This window comes from Propionivibrio dicarboxylicus, assembly GCF_900099695.1.
Classification (GTDB): domain Bacteria; phylum Pseudomonadota; class Gammaproteobacteria; order Burkholderiales; family Rhodocyclaceae; genus Propionivibrio; species Propionivibrio dicarboxylicus.
The window spans coordinates 181,126-198,315 of record NZ_FNCY01000002.1 but is presented as its reverse complement, the minus strand read 5'-3'; the positions used below and the strand labels follow the sequence as shown (position 1 = coordinate 198,315).

Annotated in this window: 13 protein-coding genes and 2 riboswitches; of the genes, 3 read left to right on the top strand and 10 right to left on the bottom strand. The window is 63.8% G+C overall.

Features of this window, described 5'->3' with window-relative positions; all coding sequences use genetic code 11:
- Nucleotide 1: 1 nt before the first annotated feature.
- The 3 genes from BLR25_RS04515 to BLR25_RS04505 form a co-directional block, all read right to left on the bottom strand.
- Nucleotides 2-1,090: an ABC transporter ATP-binding protein gene (locus tag BLR25_RS04515; protein WP_091934278.1), complete on the bottom strand. Its 1,089-nt coding sequence runs from the start codon at nt 1,088-1,090 to the stop codon at nt 2-4.
- 4 nt (nt 1,091-1,094) lie between these two features.
- A complete protein-coding gene (locus BLR25_RS04510; protein ID WP_091934275.1) occupies nt 1,095-2,150 on the bottom strand; it encodes an ABC transporter substrate-binding protein in 1,056 nt (351 codons plus the stop codon).
- A 164-nt stretch (nt 2,151-2,314) separates the two neighbouring features.
- Nucleotides 2,315-4,189 carry a peptidase U32 family protein gene (locus tag BLR25_RS04505; protein ID WP_091934271.1) on the bottom strand — a complete coding sequence of 625 codons (1,875 nt, stop codon included), beginning with the start codon at nt 4,187-4,189 and terminating at the stop codon, nt 2,315-2,317.
- A gap of 190 nt (nt 4,190-4,379) precedes the next feature.
- On the opposite strand from BLR25_RS04505, the gene BLR25_RS04500 reads away from it, so the two are divergent.
- Both BLR25_RS04500 and BLR25_RS04495 read left to right on the top strand, forming a co-directional pair.
- Nucleotides 4,380-4,664 (top strand): hypothetical protein, encoded by a 285-nt coding sequence (locus BLR25_RS04500; RefSeq protein ID WP_091934268.1) that lies wholly within the window; start codon nt 4,380-4,382, stop codon nt 4,662-4,664.
- Between the two features lie 172 nt (nt 4,665-4,836).
- On the top strand, nt 4,837-5,916 hold the full coding sequence (locus tag BLR25_RS04495; protein WP_176785745.1) for an AbrB family transcriptional regulator: 1,080 nt from the start codon (nt 4,837-4,839) through the stop codon (nt 5,914-5,916).
- A 60-nt stretch (nt 5,917-5,976) separates the two neighbouring features.
- Here the strand turns inward: BLR25_RS04495 and ettA are convergent, their stop codons facing one another.
- The 4 genes from ettA to BLR25_RS04475 form a co-directional block, all read right to left on the bottom strand.
- Nucleotides 5,977-7,641 (bottom strand): energy-dependent translational throttle protein EttA, encoded by a 1,665-nt coding sequence (gene ettA, locus BLR25_RS04490; protein WP_091934262.1) that lies wholly within the window; start codon nt 7,639-7,641, stop codon nt 5,977-5,979.
- A gap of 134 nt (nt 7,642-7,775) precedes the next feature.
- Nucleotides 7,776-9,572, bottom strand: coding sequence for a flavocytochrome c (locus tag BLR25_RS04485; protein WP_091934259.1), 1,797 nt, complete (start codon nt 9,570-9,572; stop codon nt 7,776-7,778).
- 140 nt (nt 9,573-9,712) lie between these two features.
- Entirely contained in the window at nt 9,713-11,203 is a 1,491-nt protein-coding gene (locus BLR25_RS04480) for a sensor domain-containing diguanylate cyclase (protein WP_091934256.1), read from the bottom strand.
- 15 nt (nt 11,204-11,218) lie between these two features.
- Entirely contained in the window at nt 11,219-11,749 is a 531-nt protein-coding gene (locus BLR25_RS04475) for a glycine cleavage system transcriptional repressor (protein ID WP_091934253.1), read from the bottom strand.
- Between the two features lie 188 nt (nt 11,750-11,937).
- Between BLR25_RS04475 and BLR25_RS04470 the strand changes: the two genes are divergently transcribed.
- Nucleotides 11,938-12,267 (top strand): thioredoxin family protein, encoded by a 330-nt coding sequence (locus BLR25_RS04470; RefSeq protein WP_091934247.1) that lies wholly within the window; start codon nt 11,938-11,940, stop codon nt 12,265-12,267.
- 45 nt (nt 12,268-12,312) lie between these two features.
- Here the strand turns inward: BLR25_RS04470 and gcvP are convergent, their stop codons facing one another.
- The 3 genes from gcvP to gcvT all read right to left on the bottom strand — a co-directional run bounded on the left by gcvP (nt 12,313) and on the right by gcvT (nt 16,811).
- Nucleotides 12,313-15,189 (bottom strand): aminomethyl-transferring glycine dehydrogenase, encoded by a 2,877-nt coding sequence (gcvP, locus tag BLR25_RS04465; RefSeq protein ID WP_091934243.1) that lies wholly within the window; start codon nt 15,187-15,189, stop codon nt 12,313-12,315.
- Between the two features lie 137 nt (nt 15,190-15,326).
- Nucleotides 15,327-15,707 carry a glycine cleavage system protein GcvH gene (gene gcvH, locus BLR25_RS04460; protein ID WP_091934240.1) on the bottom strand — a complete coding sequence of 127 codons (381 nt, stop codon included), beginning with the start codon at nt 15,705-15,707 and terminating at the stop codon, nt 15,327-15,329.
- 24 nt (nt 15,708-15,731) lie between these two features.
- The gene (gcvT, locus tag BLR25_RS04455) at nt 15,732-16,811 is read right to left on the bottom strand and encodes a glycine cleavage system aminomethyltransferase GcvT (RefSeq protein WP_091934236.1); all 1,080 of its coding nucleotides are present in this window, start codon (nt 16,809-16,811) and stop codon (nt 15,732-15,734) included.
- Nucleotides 16,812-16,879: 68 nt separating this feature from the next.
- Nucleotides 16,880-16,980, bottom strand: a riboswitch (glycine riboswitch).
- A gap of 3 nt (nt 16,981-16,983) precedes the next feature.
- A riboswitch (glycine riboswitch) is annotated at nt 16,984-17,077 on the bottom strand.
- Nucleotides 17,078-17,190: the final 113 nt, after the last annotated feature.

Sequence of the window (17,190 nt, the reverse complement as noted above, 5' to 3'; positions counted from 1 at the left end):
CTTACACCTTGTCGGAAGTCGGGATGGCGCGGTCGAACCACTGCACACTGTGGAAGCCGACGCGGCAGGCGTCGCCTTCGTCGAACAGCAGGCCGAGCGCGAGGGCGTCATGGCTGGGCAGCGCGGTGCGGATCAGCGCGCCGCCGATGTCGATGAGATAGTCGAACTGGGCGCCGAGAAAGCTGGCGCGGCGAATCGTGCCGGTGAGGCCGGCGCCGTCGCGGCTGAGCTGCACGTCGCCGGGACGGAAACCGGCGGTGAGTGTGTCGCCGTAATGCGCGGGCGGCAGCGACGGCCAGTCTCCGGCTTGGTCGCCGACGCAAAGCGCGCCGTCGCGGCGGCTGACCGGCAGGAAATTGGCGATGCCGAGAAAGCGGAAGACGAAGTCGTCGACCGGGCGCTCGTAAACCTCTTCCGGCGTGCCGAGCTGGCGCAGGCGGCCGTTCTCGTCCATGACGGCGATGCGGTCGGCGATCGCCAGCGCGATTTCCTGGTCGTGCGTGACGTAGAGGATGGTGATGCCGAGCTTCTGTTGCAGTGCCTTGATCTCGAAGCGCATTTCCTCGCGCAGGTTGGCGTCGAGGTTGTTGAGCGGTTCGTCGAGCAGGAGCAGGCGCGGTTCCGACACCAGCGCGCGCGCCAGGGCGACACGCTGTTGCTGGCCGCCCGAGAGCTGCGAGGGCAGGCGCGCATCGAGCCCGGCGAGGCCGACGAGTTCGATGGCGCGCAGCGTCCGCTCACGCCGCGCCGATATTTCGATGCCGGCGAGCTTGAGCGGATAGGCGATGTTGTCGAAGACGCTCATGTGCGGCCAGACAGCATAGTCCTGGAAGACCATGCCGAGGCCGCGCCGGTCCGGCGACACCGAACTGCCGTCGCCGGCGTCGGTGACGACCTGGCCATCGATCCGGATCGTTCCGGACTCGGGTTTTTCAAAGCCGGCGATCAGCCGGAGCAGCACGGTCTTGCCGCAGCCGGACGGGCCGAGCAGCGTGAAACATTCGCCGTCCGTCAGGTCGAGCGAGAAATCCGCGAGCACGGTCTTGTCGCCGTAGCGTTTGCCGAGGTGGTCGATCTGGATGTTGGCCATGGCGTCACTTCTGCATGATGTCGGTGAACTTCTTGATCGTCGCTTCCTTGTCGCTGAGCTGTCCGGCCGCTTCAGGCTTCTTGGTGCCGCGCACTTCCGCTTCTTTCTCGGCGGCCATCTTGCGGTAGTCGACCGGCAGCGCCCGCTTCATGGCCTGGTCGGCCGGCGGCAGTACGGCGCGGAAACGCTCGGGGATGCTGACGTCGGTGCGGACCGGGATGGTGCCGTCCTCGGCGATGATCGCCTGGCCTTCCCTGGAGACGAGGAAGTCGACGAATTTCTTGGCGGCGTCGGCGTTCGGGCTGTTCTTGAAGATCGCCACCGGGCTCGGGATGACCAGCATCTCGGGCGGGAAGACGAGCGCGAGGGTAGCGCCCTTTTCGACCTTGTCGAGCGTGATGTAGTCGACGCCGAGGCAGCCGACGAGGTCGCCCGAGGCGGTGTCGTCGACGACCTGGCCGGAACCCTTGCCGATCTTGGCGCCGTTGGCGCGCAGTCCTTCGAAGAACTGCCAGCCGAATTTCTGAACGAGGACGTCGACGCTCATGAAGGCTGTGCCTGACAGCGCCGGGTTGGCGATGCCGAAGGCGCCCTTGAAGGCCGGCTTCTTGAGATCGTCCCAGCTCTTCGGCGCTTCCTTGACGAAGCGCGTGTTGTAGGCGATGCCGATGGTACCGAGGCGGGCCGGGGTGAAGGAGCCGTCATAGTCGGGGATCGGATTGGTCAGCGACTTGATCTCGGTCGGCACGTACTTGAGCAGCAGGCCGTTGGCCTTGAGTTGATAGAAGTCGGGGATTTCGCTGGTCCAGAGTACGTCGGCGAGGATCTTGCCGGATTCGCGTTCGGCGGCGATCTTGGCCATCAACTTGCCGGCGCCGGCCGACTGGAAGTCGATCTTGATGTCCGGGTGTTTTTTCATGAAGGCGGTCTTGAGACCGCTGACCATCGATTCCTTCATCGAGGTGTAAACGTAGAGCTTCTGTTGCGCGTGTGCTGTCATCGACAGCGCCGTGAGACAGACCGCGGCGGCGCAGAGGGAGACGAGTTTCCGACAATGCATGATTTTCCTCCTTGGGAAGTGAGCGACCGGTCGACGCGGAATGGCCGCGCCACAGTCGTCGTGGGACGCAATCTAGAGCGGCCCAGACAGGCAGGCAAATCACATTTGATAATCGGTGCGATCACTCCGGCTTGGGGAGTGTTGCGGACGGTCCGACGGCGGGGCTAGCGGCGAACCGGTTTCAGGCGTCCGAGGACGTGCATTTCGCAGGCGCGACAGTCGAAACGCAGCATCAGGCGGTCCTTGCCGTGGATCAGTTGCAACGGTTCGGGGCGGATGCCCTTGACCTGTTTCGGGCAGAGCGTGAGGCTGAAGCGCAGGCAATGCTTGGTCACCATCAGCGAGACCTCGCCGGTTTCCTCGCCGCATTCGTAGGCCGGTTCGATGCGTGTGACGCCGTGTTTTTCGTAGAAGGCGCGCGCGCCGGCGTTGAAGACGTTGCCGAGATAGGAGAGCGCCGCTTCCGGGTAAGGCGCCGGTGGTATTTGTGCCGCGACCCGTTCGGGCCGGCGATAGGCGGCGGCGCGTGCCGCGTCGAGCGCTTCGACCGCCTCGCGGCGCAGTGCATTGAGCAGCGAGGCCGGGATGAAGCGCGGCGTGGCGATGTCGAGGGTGATCGTGTCGGCCGTGTAGAGGGTATTGCCGAGCTTGGCGAGACCTTCGCGCAGCCCCGCCAGCGCCTGCTCGCCGTCGCGGGCCGGTTCGAGCGGCTGGGTGATCGTCGCCGTGGCGCTGACGCCGCGGTCGTCGGTCAGGCCGAGCACGAGTCCGTCGGCGCTTTCGTCGAGCCGGATCTGCAGCGGGATGCGGCGCTCGGCCGACTTCTTCTCGAGCGCCCGTTCGAACACCTGGTCGTGGTTGCGGAAGATTTTCGTGCCGACCGCGAGACCAGCCGGCAGGCGCCCGTCGGTCAATGAGGGCGACAGGCGGAAGCCGCCGTCGATCGGCTCGGCGATATTGACGCGCAACCCGGTCAGTTCGCCGTCGGCGGTGAAGAAGCTGAGGCCGTCGCCGTTGTTCAGCGTAATTTTTGTCGCGAGATCGAATTCCTTGCGCCCAAGCCGGGCAATTTCGCCGATGGCTTCGCCGGCGAATTTCGGCGAGTCGAAGGCGCCGATGTCGATCTGGCGGCCGGTGACGAAATAATCGGTGGCGCCGCGATGGAAAGTCTTGTCCGGATTCGGCGTGAATTGAAAGGTGCTGCGGCCCGACGAGGCGCGGCGCAAGGCCGGTTGTTGCTCAAGGAGGGCGTCGAGCCGCTGGCGATAGTGGGCGGTGACGTTCTTGACGTAGGAGAGATCCTTGAGGCGGCCTTCGATCTTGAACGAGCGGATGCCGGCGTCGATCAATGCGGCGAGATTGTCGGTCTGGTTGTTGTCCTTGAGCGACAGGACGTGTTTGCGTTCGAGCAGTACGGTGCCCTGGCCGTCGGCGACGGTGTAGGGCAGGCGGCAGGCCTGCGAGCATTCGCCGCGGTTGGCGCTACGCCCGGTCTGCGCGTGGCTCAGGTAGCACTGGCCGCTGTAGCTGACGCAGAGGGCGCCGTGTACGAAGAATTCGAGTGTTGCCGTCGTCTGCGCAGCAATGGCGGCGATTTGGGCGAGCGAGAGTTCGCGCGCCAGCACCATCTGCGAAAAGCCGACGGCGTCGAGAAAACGGGCTTTTTCCGGTGTGCGGATGTCGCATTGCGTGCTGGCGTGCAGCGCGATCGGCGGCAGGTCGCATTCGAGCAGGCCCATGTCCTGGACGATCAGCGCGTCGGCGCCGGCGTTCCAGCTTTGCCAGGCGATGTCGCGCGCCTGCGCGAGTTCGCGGTCGTCGACGATGGTGTTGAGCGCAACCAGCACACGGGCATTGAAGCGGTGGGCGTGGCGGGCGAGCCGCTCGATGTCGGCGATGCTGTTGCCGGCCTCGCTGCGAGCCCCGAAACTCGGGCCGCCGATATAGACGGCGTCGGCACCATGGGTGATGGCGTCGATGCCGAAATCGGCGTTCTTGGCCGGGGCCAGGAGTTCGAGACAGGGGGGGCGCGTGGTCATGGGTTGGGATTTTCAAACGGGCGCGTATTTTAAATCATTCCTAAGTACTTGATCGAAAAGTGGCAAGAGGGCGGCGCCGGCGGTTCTGGTAAAAATTTTTCAAAATTATTAAAAACTGTGTCAACCGGCCTCAATAGGACGCGTTATTTGGCGCATGGTGGGAAATCCACTGTTTCTGACGGAGCAAATTATGGGCAGTCTGAGTAACGAATCCTTCGATGAGTTTCTGGATTCCTTGAAGCAGGCGGGTGTTGCGATCAGCAACGAGCGCGAATTGCGCGAACGTCTGGCCGAAGCACAACGCTGGCGCTTTGCCTTTGCGACCCTCGCGTCGAACGGGCGGCCGCTGGGGATCAGCTTCCAGGATGCGACTTCCGGCGTCAATCACGCCGAGATCCATCGCACCTTCAGCCAGTTCGAGTTCCCCGAGAGCATGGAAGCGGCCTTCGCTGCCAGCCTGCGCGCCGAACACTGAAATTTTGTTTTCGGCCGCCCGGCCGAAAACCCGGATCGTCAAAATAACCCGCCTCTGTGGCGGGTTATTTTATTTCGGCAGACCATTCGCCGCGCGGTCCATGTCGGCCTGAGGTATGATGTCCGCCTTTCCGATCCGACTGCCATGCCCCCGATTGCGGGGGCCGACCCCGATGTCCGATACCCCTTCGCCCCGAATCGCCACAAAGCCCGTGCTCTTGTGGCTGTTGCTGTTTTCCGTGTCCCTGCTTGCGGGCGCAGGTCTCGTCTGGCTTGATGTCCCCGCCGCGTTTTTCGTCGGGGCGGTCGTCTGCGGCCTGATCTTCAGCCTGTCCGGCAGCGGCCTGAAACTGTCGCGTCGTTTCTTCTTCTGTGCCCAGGCATTGGTCGGCTGTTCGGTGGCCAAGAGCATGTCGCCGCAGATTTTCGGTGTGCTCGCCGCCAACTGGCTGGTCTTCGCCGGCATGGTCTGCAGTTCGGTCGTGGCCGGCGGCCTCGTCGGCTGGTGCATGACCCGTTTCCATATCCTGCCGGGCAATACCGCCGCCTGGGGCTCTTCGCCAGGTGGCGCGGCGGCGATGGTGGCGATGGCCGAGTCCTTCGGTGCCGATGCGCGCCTGGTGGCGATGATGCAGTATCTGCGCGTGCTCGTCGTCGTGCTCTCAGCCTCGATGGTGGCGCATTGGCTGACGGTACCGCAACCGGTCGCGTCGGCATTGGCATCGCCGTGGTCGTTCGCCGCGCTGTTTCAGGGACAGCCGGTGCAGATGGCGCTGACGCTGGCGATCGCCGTCGTCAGCAGCCTGATCGCCGTTCGCCTGCGCATTCCGGCCGGTCCCTTGCTGGCGACGATGATCGTCGGCGCCGTCCTCAATTCGGCTGGCGTCGTCGAGTTCCGCCTGCCCAATGCCTTCCAGATCGGCGCCTCGGTGCTGGTCGGGTGGTACGTCGGCCTGGGCTTCAATCGCGCGCTGCTGATCTCGACCTTGCGCAAGCTGCACTGGCTGTTCTTCTCGGCTTTCCTGCTGATCGCGCTGTGCGCCTTCTTCGCCTGGTCGCTCTATCACTTCTCGCATTGCGATCCGCTCACCGCGTATCTGGCGACGACGCCGGGCGGCCTCGATTCGGTGATCCTGCTGGCCATGGGCGCCAATACCGACGTCCCCTTCGTCGTCGCGGCGCAGACCTTGCGCCTGTTCCTGGTGATCCTGACCGGCCCCTTCGTTGCGCGCCTGATCTGCCGCTTCGCTTGATGCTGGCGCAAAATGAAAAAGGCCCGCGTCCTGCGGGCCTTTTGCTGGGCAAGCCGGTAATCAGCGGCTGATCGGCTTGTAGCGGATGCGCTTCGGCTTGGCGCCTTCTTCGCCGAGCCGCTTTTTCTTGTCTTCCTCGTATTCCTGGTAGTTGCCGGCGAAGAAGCTCCATTGCGATTCGCCTTCGCAGGCGAGGATGTGCGTGCAGATACGGTCGAGGAACCAGCGGTCGTGCGAGATGATCATCGCGCAGCCGGCGAATTCGAGCAGCGCATCTTCGAGGGCGCGCAGCGTTTCGACGTCAAGGTCGTTCGAGGGTTCGTCGAGCAGCAGCAGGTTGCCGCCGGTCATCAGCGTCTTGGCCAGATGCAGCCGGCCGCGTTCGCCGCCGGAGAGCTTGCCGACGATCTTCTGCTGATCGCCGCCCTTGAAGTTGAAGCGGCCGATGTAGGCGCGGCTCGGCATCTCGAATTTGCCGATCTGGATGATGTCGCGGCCTTCCGAGAGTTCGTCGAACACGGTCTTGGTATCGGAGAGATCCTCGCGGCTCTGATCGACGTAGGCCATCTTCACCGTCGGGCCGATGTCGACGCTGCCGCTATCCGGCGTTTCGGTGCCGGTGATCATGCGGAACAGCGTCGATTTGCCGGCGCCGTTCGGGCCGATGATGCCGACGATGGCGCCGGGCGGAACACTGAAGCTGAGGTTGTCGATCAGGAGACGGTCGCCGAAGCCCTTGCTGACGCCGTTGAATTCGATGACCTTGCCGCCGAGTCGTTCGGCGACCGGGATGAAGATTTCCTGCGTTTCGTTGCGTGCCTGGTATTCGACGCTCGACATCTCCTCGAAGCGGGCGATACGCGATTTGCTCTTGGCCTGTCGGGCCTTCGGGTTGGAGCGCACCCACTCGAGTTCCTGCTTCATCGCCTTCATGTGAGCGTCGAGCTGCTTCTGCTCGGTTTCCAGGCGGGCTTCCTTCTGCTCCAGCCAGGAGGAATAGTTGCCCTTCCAGGGAATGCCGTGGCCGCGGTCGAGTTCGAGGATCCACTCGGCGGCGTTGTCGAGGAAGTAGCGATCGTGGGTGACGGCGACGACCGTGCCGGGGAAGCGGCAGAGATACTGCTCCAGCCATTCGACCGATTCGGCGTCGAGGTGGTTGGTCGGTTCGTCGAGCAGCAGCATGTCGGGGCGCGAGAGCAGCAGCTTGCACAGCGCGACGCGGCGCTTTTCGCCGCCGGAAAGCTTCCCGATCGCGGCGTCCCAGGGCGGCAGGCGCAGCGCGTCGGCGGCGATTTCCATCTGGTTTTCGGTGTCCGAGCCGGCGGTGGCGATGATCGCTTCCAGACGTGCCTGTTCTTCGGCGAGCTTGTCGAAATCGGCATCGGGCTCGGCGTAGGCGGCATAAACCGCTTCGAGCTTGGCCTGCGCTTCCATGACTTCGCCCATGCCCGATTCGACTTCCTGGCGGACCGTCTTTTCCGGGTCGAGCTGCGGTTCCTGCGGCAGGTAGCCGATCTTGATGCCGGCCAGATGCTGGACTTCACCGTCGTATTCCTTGTCGACGTTGGCCATGATGCGCAGCACCGTCGACTTGCCTGAGCCGTTGAGGCCGAGCAGGCCAATCTTGGCGCCGGGGAAGAAGGAGAGCGAGATGTCCTTGATGATCTGACGCTTCGGGGGAACGATCTTGCTGACGCGCAGCATCGACATTACGTATTGGGCCATGGGCGTTGATTTCGAGAATGAAAATGGAAAAACCGCAAGTTTACCCGAGCCAGCCGCTGTGTGGCGCGTTGCGATGCGGGAATAAAAAAGGCGGACCGCTTATCGGTCCGCCTTCTTGCGTTACTTGAATCAGCTTACTTGCTGTCCTTGACCATCTTGAGCGCGTTGGCGCCGGCGATGCGGCCGAAGGTGATCGTCTCGGAGATCGAGTTGCCGCCGAGGCGGTTCTTGCCGTGCACACCGCCGGTGACTTCACCCGCCGCCAACAGGCCGGCAACGATCTTGCCGTCCTTGCCGATGACTTGCGTGTCGCGGTTGATCTTCAGGCCGCCCATCGTGTAGTGGATGCCGGGCTTGACTTCGATGGCGTAGAACTTCGCCGTGCGGATCGCGCGCGGCATGTCCGGACGGCCGAATTCGCTGTCCTTCTTGGCGTCGAACGACTTGTTGTACGTGTCGATGCTGCGTGCCAGCACATCGGCCGGGGCGCCGATCGCCTTGGCCAGCGCCTCGACCGAGTCGCCTTCCTTGACGAGGCCGAGTTCGAAGTAGCCGTCGATCTGCTTGAGGCTCTTGTGGATCACCGAGTCGAAGACCAGGTAGGCCGAGCCGCCCGGCTGCGCCAGCGTCGCCTGCGAAGCCTTGTCGCGCGTCGTCAGCTCGTTCACGAAGCGCTTGCCGTCGCGGTTGATCAGGATCGCACCGTTGCCGCGCACGGCTTCGGTGATCAGGATGCGGCTGCCGGCTGCGACGGTCGGGTGGATCTGGATTTCCTTCATGTCGATCAGCTGGCCGCCGGCCTGTTCGCCGATCAGCATGCCGTCGCCGGTCGCGCCCGGCTGGTTCGACGTCGTCATGCCGACGTATTGCGGCTGGTACTGGCCGATCATTCCCTGATTGGCCGAGAAGCCGCCGGCGGTCATGACAACGACTTTGGCGAGGATGGTGTAGGTGCCACTGTGCTTGCCTTCGATGACGGCGCCGATGACGCGGCCCGAGCCGTCTTCGACGAGCTTGAGCACCTTGCTATTGACGCGCACGTCGAGCTTGCGGTCGGCAGCATTCTTCTTCAGCACGTTGGTGATGTGCGAGCCGACGGCCGCGCCGCCAGTCGGACGGTGCGTGCGGTAGTTGGTCGCGCCGGCCATCTGGCCGATGTCGCTGATGTCGGCACCGATCGAGGTCAGCCAGTCGACCGACGAGGCCGACTTGGTCGCCAGGATCTTGACCAGTTCGGCGTCATTGGCGTTGCCGCCGCCCTTCATCGTGTCGCTGATCATCACGTCGACCGAATCCTTGATGCCTTTCTTCTTCTGGAAGACGGTTTCGGTCGCGTTCATGCCGCCGGCCGACAGCGCGCTGTTGCCGCCGGTGATCGGCTGCTTTTCGACCAGGATGACTTTGGCGCCACCGTCATGCGCGGTGATCGCGGCGGTGAATCCGGCTGCGCCGGCGCCAATGACGAGGACATCGGTCTTCTCGACGCCGCGGGCGTTGATCGCCAGGCGCTCGACCTTCTTGACCGGCGCCTTGCCGCCCGGGATCGACATGTCGAAGGTGTGGCAGTTGTTGCAGTAGACCTTCGACTGGCTGTGTCCGCTATGGCAGGACGTGCAGGCAATCTGACCCAGGTGCGAACGGTGCGGGGTGATATGCCCCTTGGCTGAGGCGGCGAGTTCGCCGAGCGTGCCGTGGCATTCGACGCAGGTCGCGTTCACGACCGTTTCGTTGTCGTCGACGGCGATCTTGTCCTGCTGCTTTTCTTCATGACAACCGACACAGGTCACCTTCTTACCCTTGTGCAGTTCGTCGAGGGATATGTTGCTGTATTTGTTGGTGGTGGCATCGGAGGCCGCCGCGGTCCCTGCGCACAACAGCCCGAGCGAGGCAAGTGCTATGGCGGCGATACTTCTGAGTGTTGTTTTTTTCATGGAATGTTTCCTCTTCCTTCAGAGTGAGGCATTGCGAAGATTGACGTTGTGCAAGCACAAAACGCCAATCCCATAGGTATATCAAAAATGGGTAGGACAATGCTATTGCGGAAATCCGAAGCCGGCGGTCGGGAGCGGACTCAGTTCGATTCGATCGGCTCGCGGCAGACCCGGTTGCGGCCTTCTTCCTTGGCACGCTGGAGCATCGCTTCGGCACGGGCGACGAAGTCGTCTACCGTCTCGCCGGTGCGGAAAAGCGAGACGCCGGCGCTGACGCTGACGCGCAGCGCTTCGTTCTCGAAGAAATACAGGCTGTTTTCGATTTTTTCCCTGAGCGTACAGGCGACTTGCGTGGCCGCCTCGAGGTCGGTATCGGCCAGCGAGATGAGGAATTCTTCACCGCCCCAGCGGCAAGCGACGTCAGACGCGCGCAGGTTGTTGCGCAAGGTTTGGGCGATCTCGCTGAGGATGCGGTCGCCGGCGAGTTGGCCGCGCGTGTCGTTGATCGTCCGGAAATGGTCGATATCGATCAGGATGGCCGTCAGCGGCGTTTTTTGACGGCTTGCTTCGTGGATTTTCTGCTTCAACAGGACGTCGAGCGCGCGGCGGTTGGCGAGGCCCGTCAGGCGGTCGGTAGTGGCGATGACTTCGAGTTGCTGCTGATGGCGCAGGAGTGCGAGATGAACGATCCCCAGCACGATCATCGTGGTGGTGAGGCATAGCAGCAGGTTGATCAAGAGGCTTCGCTGTACCGCGCTGTATGCCTGGTGCGCGGGCTTGTCGACGATCAGGAACCACTTGAGTTCGGGAAGGGCGCGGACGTTGATGAAGTGGCGCTCGCCGTCGTTCGTGTATTCGAACGAGGCGCTGCTGGCCTTCAGGATCGCCGGAGCGATGTCGCGCAATCCCGGGGTCTTGAAGATGTCGGAGGCAGGGGCGGACTGGCCGCCGGCGTTACGGGGTGCCTTGCCGCGCAGGATGATCTTGCCTTCGGCGTCGGTTAGAAGGATGTTGCGGCCGTAGCGCTTCTGGTATTCGTCGACCAGGCGAGTGACCGTATCGGCGGAGAGGCTGACGCCGGTGACGCCGATGAAATTGCCGTTGTAGTCGAGCACTCGGTGGTTGATGGTGATGGACATCGCTCCGGGGGGGGGCTCGTCCGAATCAACATTGATCTCATGCGTTTCCTTCATGCTGCGAACACGGGCATACCAGGCGTCGCGCGGATCCTGGTCATTGACCTTGCGGAGAATGCCGCGCGTCGAGTAGTACGCGTGTGTTCGGTCGGAGACGAAGAAGCTGCTCGTGGCGCCGTAGTGGTTCCGGATCTCGTTCAGGTAGTGCGTCATTTGCGGGGTGTTGCGCTCGCCGACGAGCACCCAGTCACGCAGGAAGGTGTCGCGCGCCATCATCGAGGCAATCAGCGTCGGGCGGACCAGGTCTTTCTGGATTTCCGAATAGATGTTGTCGGCGGTGAGCGGCAGTTCCGTGTTAATGATCGCGTCGCGAATTTCAGCCCGGGAAACGTAATAGGTGCTCAACGAGGTCAACACGAAGCCGCCGCACATCAGGAAAAAGATGACGACAATCAGGCGCGAATGGGTTGTCAGGCGTTGCTGGGCGGGGGCCATGAAAGCGCGGCGCTGTCAGTTGATGGTTTCGTCGAGCGTGATATCGACCATGAGGTCGTTCGAAAGCGTTTCGAGTTCGTGCTTGAGCGCCCGCGCGTCGAGCGAAGGCGCCGCGGTGAGTTCGGCGACGGCGTGGAACAGCGTGCTGGCCGACATCGCGGCGCTCGAGGTGAAGGTGGTCAGCGACTCGACGTTGATCGCTTGTCGCGCCAGTACTTGCGAGACCTCCTTGACGATGCCGATCCGGTCGTGGCCGACAAGCGAGAGCTTGAGCTTGCGCTGGCCGCTTTCTTTCGCTGCGGCATCGGAGATTTCCGCCGTGACCCGAAGCCCCTGCAGCGTGGCAAGGTCGGCCTTGAGACCGTCGATCCGGTCGGCCGGCAAGGCAATGTTGACGATGCCGGCGAATTTTCCCGCCAGATGCGACATCGACGATTCCAGCCAGTTGCCGTCATGACGGGAGATTGTCGCGGCCAGGGATTCCACGAGGCCGGGGCGGTCGTCGCCGATGGCGGTGAGGATGAGAGAGGCGGTGGGGGCGTTCATGGGTATCCCTCTTTATCTACGACCGGCATTGGCGATCCGCCGGTGCAAGGAAACTGCCGACGAGTATAGCATCGCGGTCCGTCCGCTAGCCCCTTTTGCCGGCGTTTCGCTTAAGGTGTGGTTTCGACGCCGATATAATGTGGTTTTGCGACCGTCATGGTGCGCGTTGTTGAAACGAAAGGAATGCGATGGGACTGAATGCGACATTTGTGGCCGTCGAGCCGGTACGTAGCGAGATCGACGCCCTGGCCGGCGCGACGCTGCTCGAGTTTGGCGCGCCGTGGTGCGAGCACTGCCAGGCGGCTCAGCCGCTGATTGCCGAGGCGTTTACCGGGTTTCCGGGCGTTCGCCATATCCGCGTCGAGGACGGCAAGGGACGGCCTCTCGGCCGCTCGTTCACGGTCAAGCTCTGGCCGAGCCTGATTTTTTTGCGCGACGGCAAGGAAGTCGAGCGCCTCGTGCGTCCGCACGACGCCGAATCGATCCGCGCGGCGCTGGCCCGGATCGCGGCGCCTTGATGCCGAAGGCCCTCGCCTGACGACGGGGGCCTTCGTGTTTCAGCGCTAGCCGAGGTCCTCCATCGGCGTGCAGGCGCAGAACAGGTTGCGATCGCCGTAGACGTCGTCGATGCGGTTGACGCTCGGCCAGAACTTGTTGTCGCGCACGAACGCCAGCGGGAAAACCGCCTCTTCGCGGCTGTAGGGGCGGTCCCAGTCGGCGACGATGTCGGCCTGCGTGTGCGGCGCGTGCTTGAGCGGATTGTTCCCCGCCGGCCACAAGCCTTGCTCGATTTTCCGGATTTCCTCGCGGATCGAGATCATCGCCGCGATGAAGCGGTCGAGTTCGGCCTTCGATTCCGATTCGGTCGGTTCAACCATGATCGTGCCGGCGACCGGGAAACTGACTGTCGGCGCGTGGAAACCGTAGTCCATCAGGCGCTTGGCGATGTCGATCTCGGCGATTCCGGTGGCCGCCTTGATCGGGCGGATGTCGAGGATGCACTCGTGCGCGACGCGGCCCTGGCTGCCGGTGTAGAGCACCGGGTAGTGCGGCTTCAGTCGCGCGGCAATGTAGTTGGCATTGAGGATGGCGACTTCGGTGGCGCGCGTGAGACCGCGTCCGCCGAGCATGGCGATGTACATCCACGAGATCGGCAGGATCGAGGCCGAGCCCCAGGGGGCCGCCGACACCGCGCTCTGTCCTTCGTGCGGTCCGTCGATCGGCTGCACGGCGTGGTTGGCCATGAACGGTGCGAGATGCGCCTTGAGACCGATCGGACCCATGCCGGGGCCGCCGCCGCCGTGCGGAATGGCGAAAGTCTTGTGCAGGTTCATGTGGCTGACGTCGGCGCCGATGTGGCCGGGCGAGGTGAGACCGACCTGGGCGTTGAGGTTGGCGCCGTCCATGTAGACCTGACCGCCGTGGGCGTGAATGATCGCGCAGATGTCGCCGATCGCTTCCTCGAAGACGCCGTGCGTCGACGGATAGGTGATCATCAGGCAGGCGAGCGTGTCGGCATGCTGCGCCGCCTTGGCCGTCAGGTCGGCGACATCGACGTTGCCATTGTCATCGCAATTGACGACGACGATCTCGAGCCCGCACATCTGCGCCGTCGCCGGGTTGGTGCCGTGCGCGGAGCGCGGGATCAGGCAGATGTTGCGGTGACCTTGGCCGCGGCTCTCGTGATAGCGGCGGATGGCGACGATGCCGGCATATTCGCCCTGGGCGCCCGAGTTCGACTGCAGGCTGATGGCATCGAAGCCGGTGATCGTCTTAAGCCAGTTTTCGAGCGTACCGATCATCTCCATGTAGCCGCGCGCCTGGTCGAGCGGCGCGAACGGATGCATCTGGGCGAATTCCGGCCAGGAGATCGGAATCATCTCGCTTGTCGCGTTGAGCTTCATCGTGCACGAACCGAGCGAGATCATCGAGTGATCGAGCGCCAGATCCTTGTTCTGCAGGCGCTTCAGGTAGCGCAGCATCTCGTGCTCGGTGTGGTAGCGGTTGAAGACCGGATGCGTCAGGATCGCATCCTGGCGGCGCAGGGCGTCTGGCAGCAGCGCTTCGCCCTCGGCGAGGCGTGCGTCGATGGCGTCGAGGTTGGGCGGGAAACCGACGACCAGCGTGATCATCGCGGCGACGTCATCGCGCGTCGTCGTCTCGTTGAAGGCGAAGCCGAGCACACCGTCGGCGACGCGGCGCAGGGTGTAGCCGGCCGCCAGCGCGCCTTCATAGACGAGCGGTGCGTGGCTGCCGAGGTCGACCCAGACGGTGTCGAAAGCATGCGTCGTCAGCACGTCGACGCCGGCATGTGTCGCCGCGGTGACGAACAGCTGGGTGAAACGGTGGATGCGTTCGGCGATCGTGCGCAGCCCCTGCGGTCCGTGATAGACGGCGTACATGCCGGCCATGTTGGCGAGCAGCACCTGCGAGGTGCAGATGTTGGAGTTGGCTTTCTCGCGCCGGATATGCTGTTCGCGTGTCTGCAGCGCCATCCGCAGCGCGCGCTTGCCGCGCGCATCGACCGTGACGCCGATGATGCGGCCGGGGACCGAGCGCTTGTGTTCGTCGCGCGTGGCGAAGAAGGCGGCGTGCGGACCGCCGAATCCCATCGGGATGCCGAAGCGCTGGGTCGAGCCGAGCGCGATGTCGGCGCCCATTTCGCCCGGCGACTTGAGCAGCACCAGCGCCAACAGGTCGGCGGCGACGGCGGTAACGCCGCCCTGCGCCTTGACCGCGGCGATCGGCTCGCTGAGGTCGATGACTTCGCCGGAGTCGTTCGGATACTGGAAGAGGGCGCCGAAGACCGCTTCGTCGGCGGCTTCCTCGGGCGCGCCGAAGACGAGTTCGAAACCGAAGTAGCCGGCACGCGTCTTGAGCACGTCGATCGTCTGCGGGAAGCAGCCGGCATCGACGAAGAAACGGTTCGACGCCGACTTGCTGATGCGCCGTGCCATCGTCATCGCCTCGGCGGCGGCGGTGGCTTCGTCGAGCAGCGAGGCGTTGGCGAGTTCGAGGCCGGTCAGGTCGATGACCATCTGCTGGTAGTTGAGCAGCGCTTCCAGGCGCCCCTGGGCGATTTCTGCCTGGTAGGGCGTATAGGCCGTGTACCAGCCCGGATTCTCGAGCACGTTGCGCAGGATGACGGTCGGCGTCCGCGTGTCGGCATAGCCCATGCCGATCAGCGACTTGTACAGCTTGTTCTTGCGCGCCATCGCCTTCAGTGCCGCCAGCGCCTCGGCTTCAGGGCGCGGCTCGGCGAGCGGCAAGGGCGCCGGCAGCCGGATGGCGGCCGGAACGGTTTCGTCGATCAGCGTCTCGAGGTCGGGTGCGCCGATGGCCGCCAGCATGGCCGGGATGTCGTCGGGCGACGGGCCGATATGACGGGCGATGAATTCGTCGCGCTGCTCGAGCGCGGAGAGCGGTGGCATTGTGGGCATGGCGGAAGCGTCAAAAAGCGCAAAGAGGGTGGCGGGGCGAAGAAAGTGTCATGGCGGCGACGGCCGGAATCCGGGGCCTCAAATCGCCATGCACCGGCTTGCGCCGGTGCGACAGAAATCGACGGAAATCGGCCGGATTATTCGTCGGCGCAGGCGGCGTAGGCAGCGGCGTCGAGCAGGGCATCGACATCGGCGGCGTTGGCCGGCTTCAGCTTGAACAGCCAGGCGGCGTAGGCATCCTGGTTGACGCTCTCGGGCGCGTCGGGGACGGCGCCGTTGACCTCGATCACCGTGCCGGCGATTGGCGCGTAGACGTCGGAGGCGGCCTTGACCGATTCGACGATCGCGGCTTCCTGTTCGGCCGCCAGCGTTTTTCCGATATCCGGCAGTTCGACGAAGACGAGGTCGCCGAGCAGTTCCTGGGCGTGGTCGGTGATGCCGACGGTGACCGTGCCGTCGGATTCGACGCGCACCCATTCGTGGCTCTTGGTGTACTTCAGGTTGGCGGGAATGTTCATGCGGAACTCCTGGGGATCGGTGGTTTAGACGAGGGCTTTGCCGTTGCGGACAAAACAGGGTTTGACGACCTTGGCGGCGAGCAGCTTGCCGCGGATATCGACCTGGACGGTGTCGCCGATGGCGGTGGCGAGCGGCAAGCGCGCCAGTGCAACGGACTGTTGCAGCGAAGGCGAGAAGCTGCCGCTGGTGATCTCGCCGTCGCCCTGCGCGGTGACGACCTTCTGGTGGGCGCGCAGCACGCCCTTGTCGAGCAGTACCAGACCGAGAAACTGTTTCTGCTGCGGCTGGGCGAGCAGCGCCGGTTTACCGACGAAATCGCGCGGGCTGTCGAGATCGACGGTCCAAGCGAGGCCGGCGTCGAGCGGTGACACGGATTCATCCATGTCCTGGCCGTAGAGGTTCATGCCGGCTTCAAGGCGCAGGGTGTCGCGGGCGCCGAGGCCGATCGGCGCGACGCCGGCATCGAGCAATTGCTGCCAGAACGTTTCGGCCTGGCTGGCCGGCAGCGTGATCTCGAAACCGGTTTCGCCGGTATAGCCTGTCGTGGCGATGAAGCAGTCGCCGACACTGACCGAGTAGAAGGGCTTCAGCGCTTCGGTGGCGGCACGCGCGTCGGGCCGGACCTGCCAGACACGCGCCTTGGCGTTCGGGCCCTGCAGGGCGATGATCGCCAGGTCGCGGCGCGCCACGACGGCGACATCGAGCTGCCAGTCGGCGAGGCGGGCAGCCATCCAGGCGAGATCCTTTTCGGCGGTGCCGGCGTTGATGACCATGCGGTACTGGCCGTCGGCGACGAAATAAACGATCAGGTCGTCGACGACGCCGCCGGATTCGTTGAGCATGGCGCTGTAGAGGGCCTTGCCGGGTTCCTTGAGCTTGTCGACATTGTTGGCGATGAGGCGCAGCAGGAAGGCTTTTGCGTCGGCGCCGGCAATATCGACGGCGCACATGTGCGAGACGTCGAACATGCCGCAGTCGCGGCGCACGGCGTGGTGCTCCTCAATCTGCGAACCGTAGTGAAGCGGCATGTCCCAGCCGCCGAAATCGACCATGCGGGCGCCAAGCCGGCGATGGGTTTCGTTGAGGACAGTTTTCTGTGTCATTTCAAGTCCTTGGAAAAGGCGTTGAATTTCGGAAACAAAAAAAGGGCGAACTCGTCTCGAGTTCACCCCCCTGTCCTTGGTACCTGAGAGATTATCACGGCCCGCAGGCGGTGCCGTGTTGCCCCATCGGTGGGCGCTCCGTGCAACTGCCGGGCGCCGCTCTCCAGAGTTCATTGCACGAACGGTCCTTTTGCCTGAGCGTTTTCGGGTGGATTGCGCCTTCGGCGGCGGGGATCGCTCTTTCCGCTCTCTCCCGTTCGCGGCCGAACTATAACGCGAGGGGGGCGGTGACGGCAAGCCAGCGCCGAAAATCGCCCGGGAGGAAAAAGTCATTTCAAATTATTTCCGTTGCTACGGCCTTGTTTTGCCGTGCTCATAA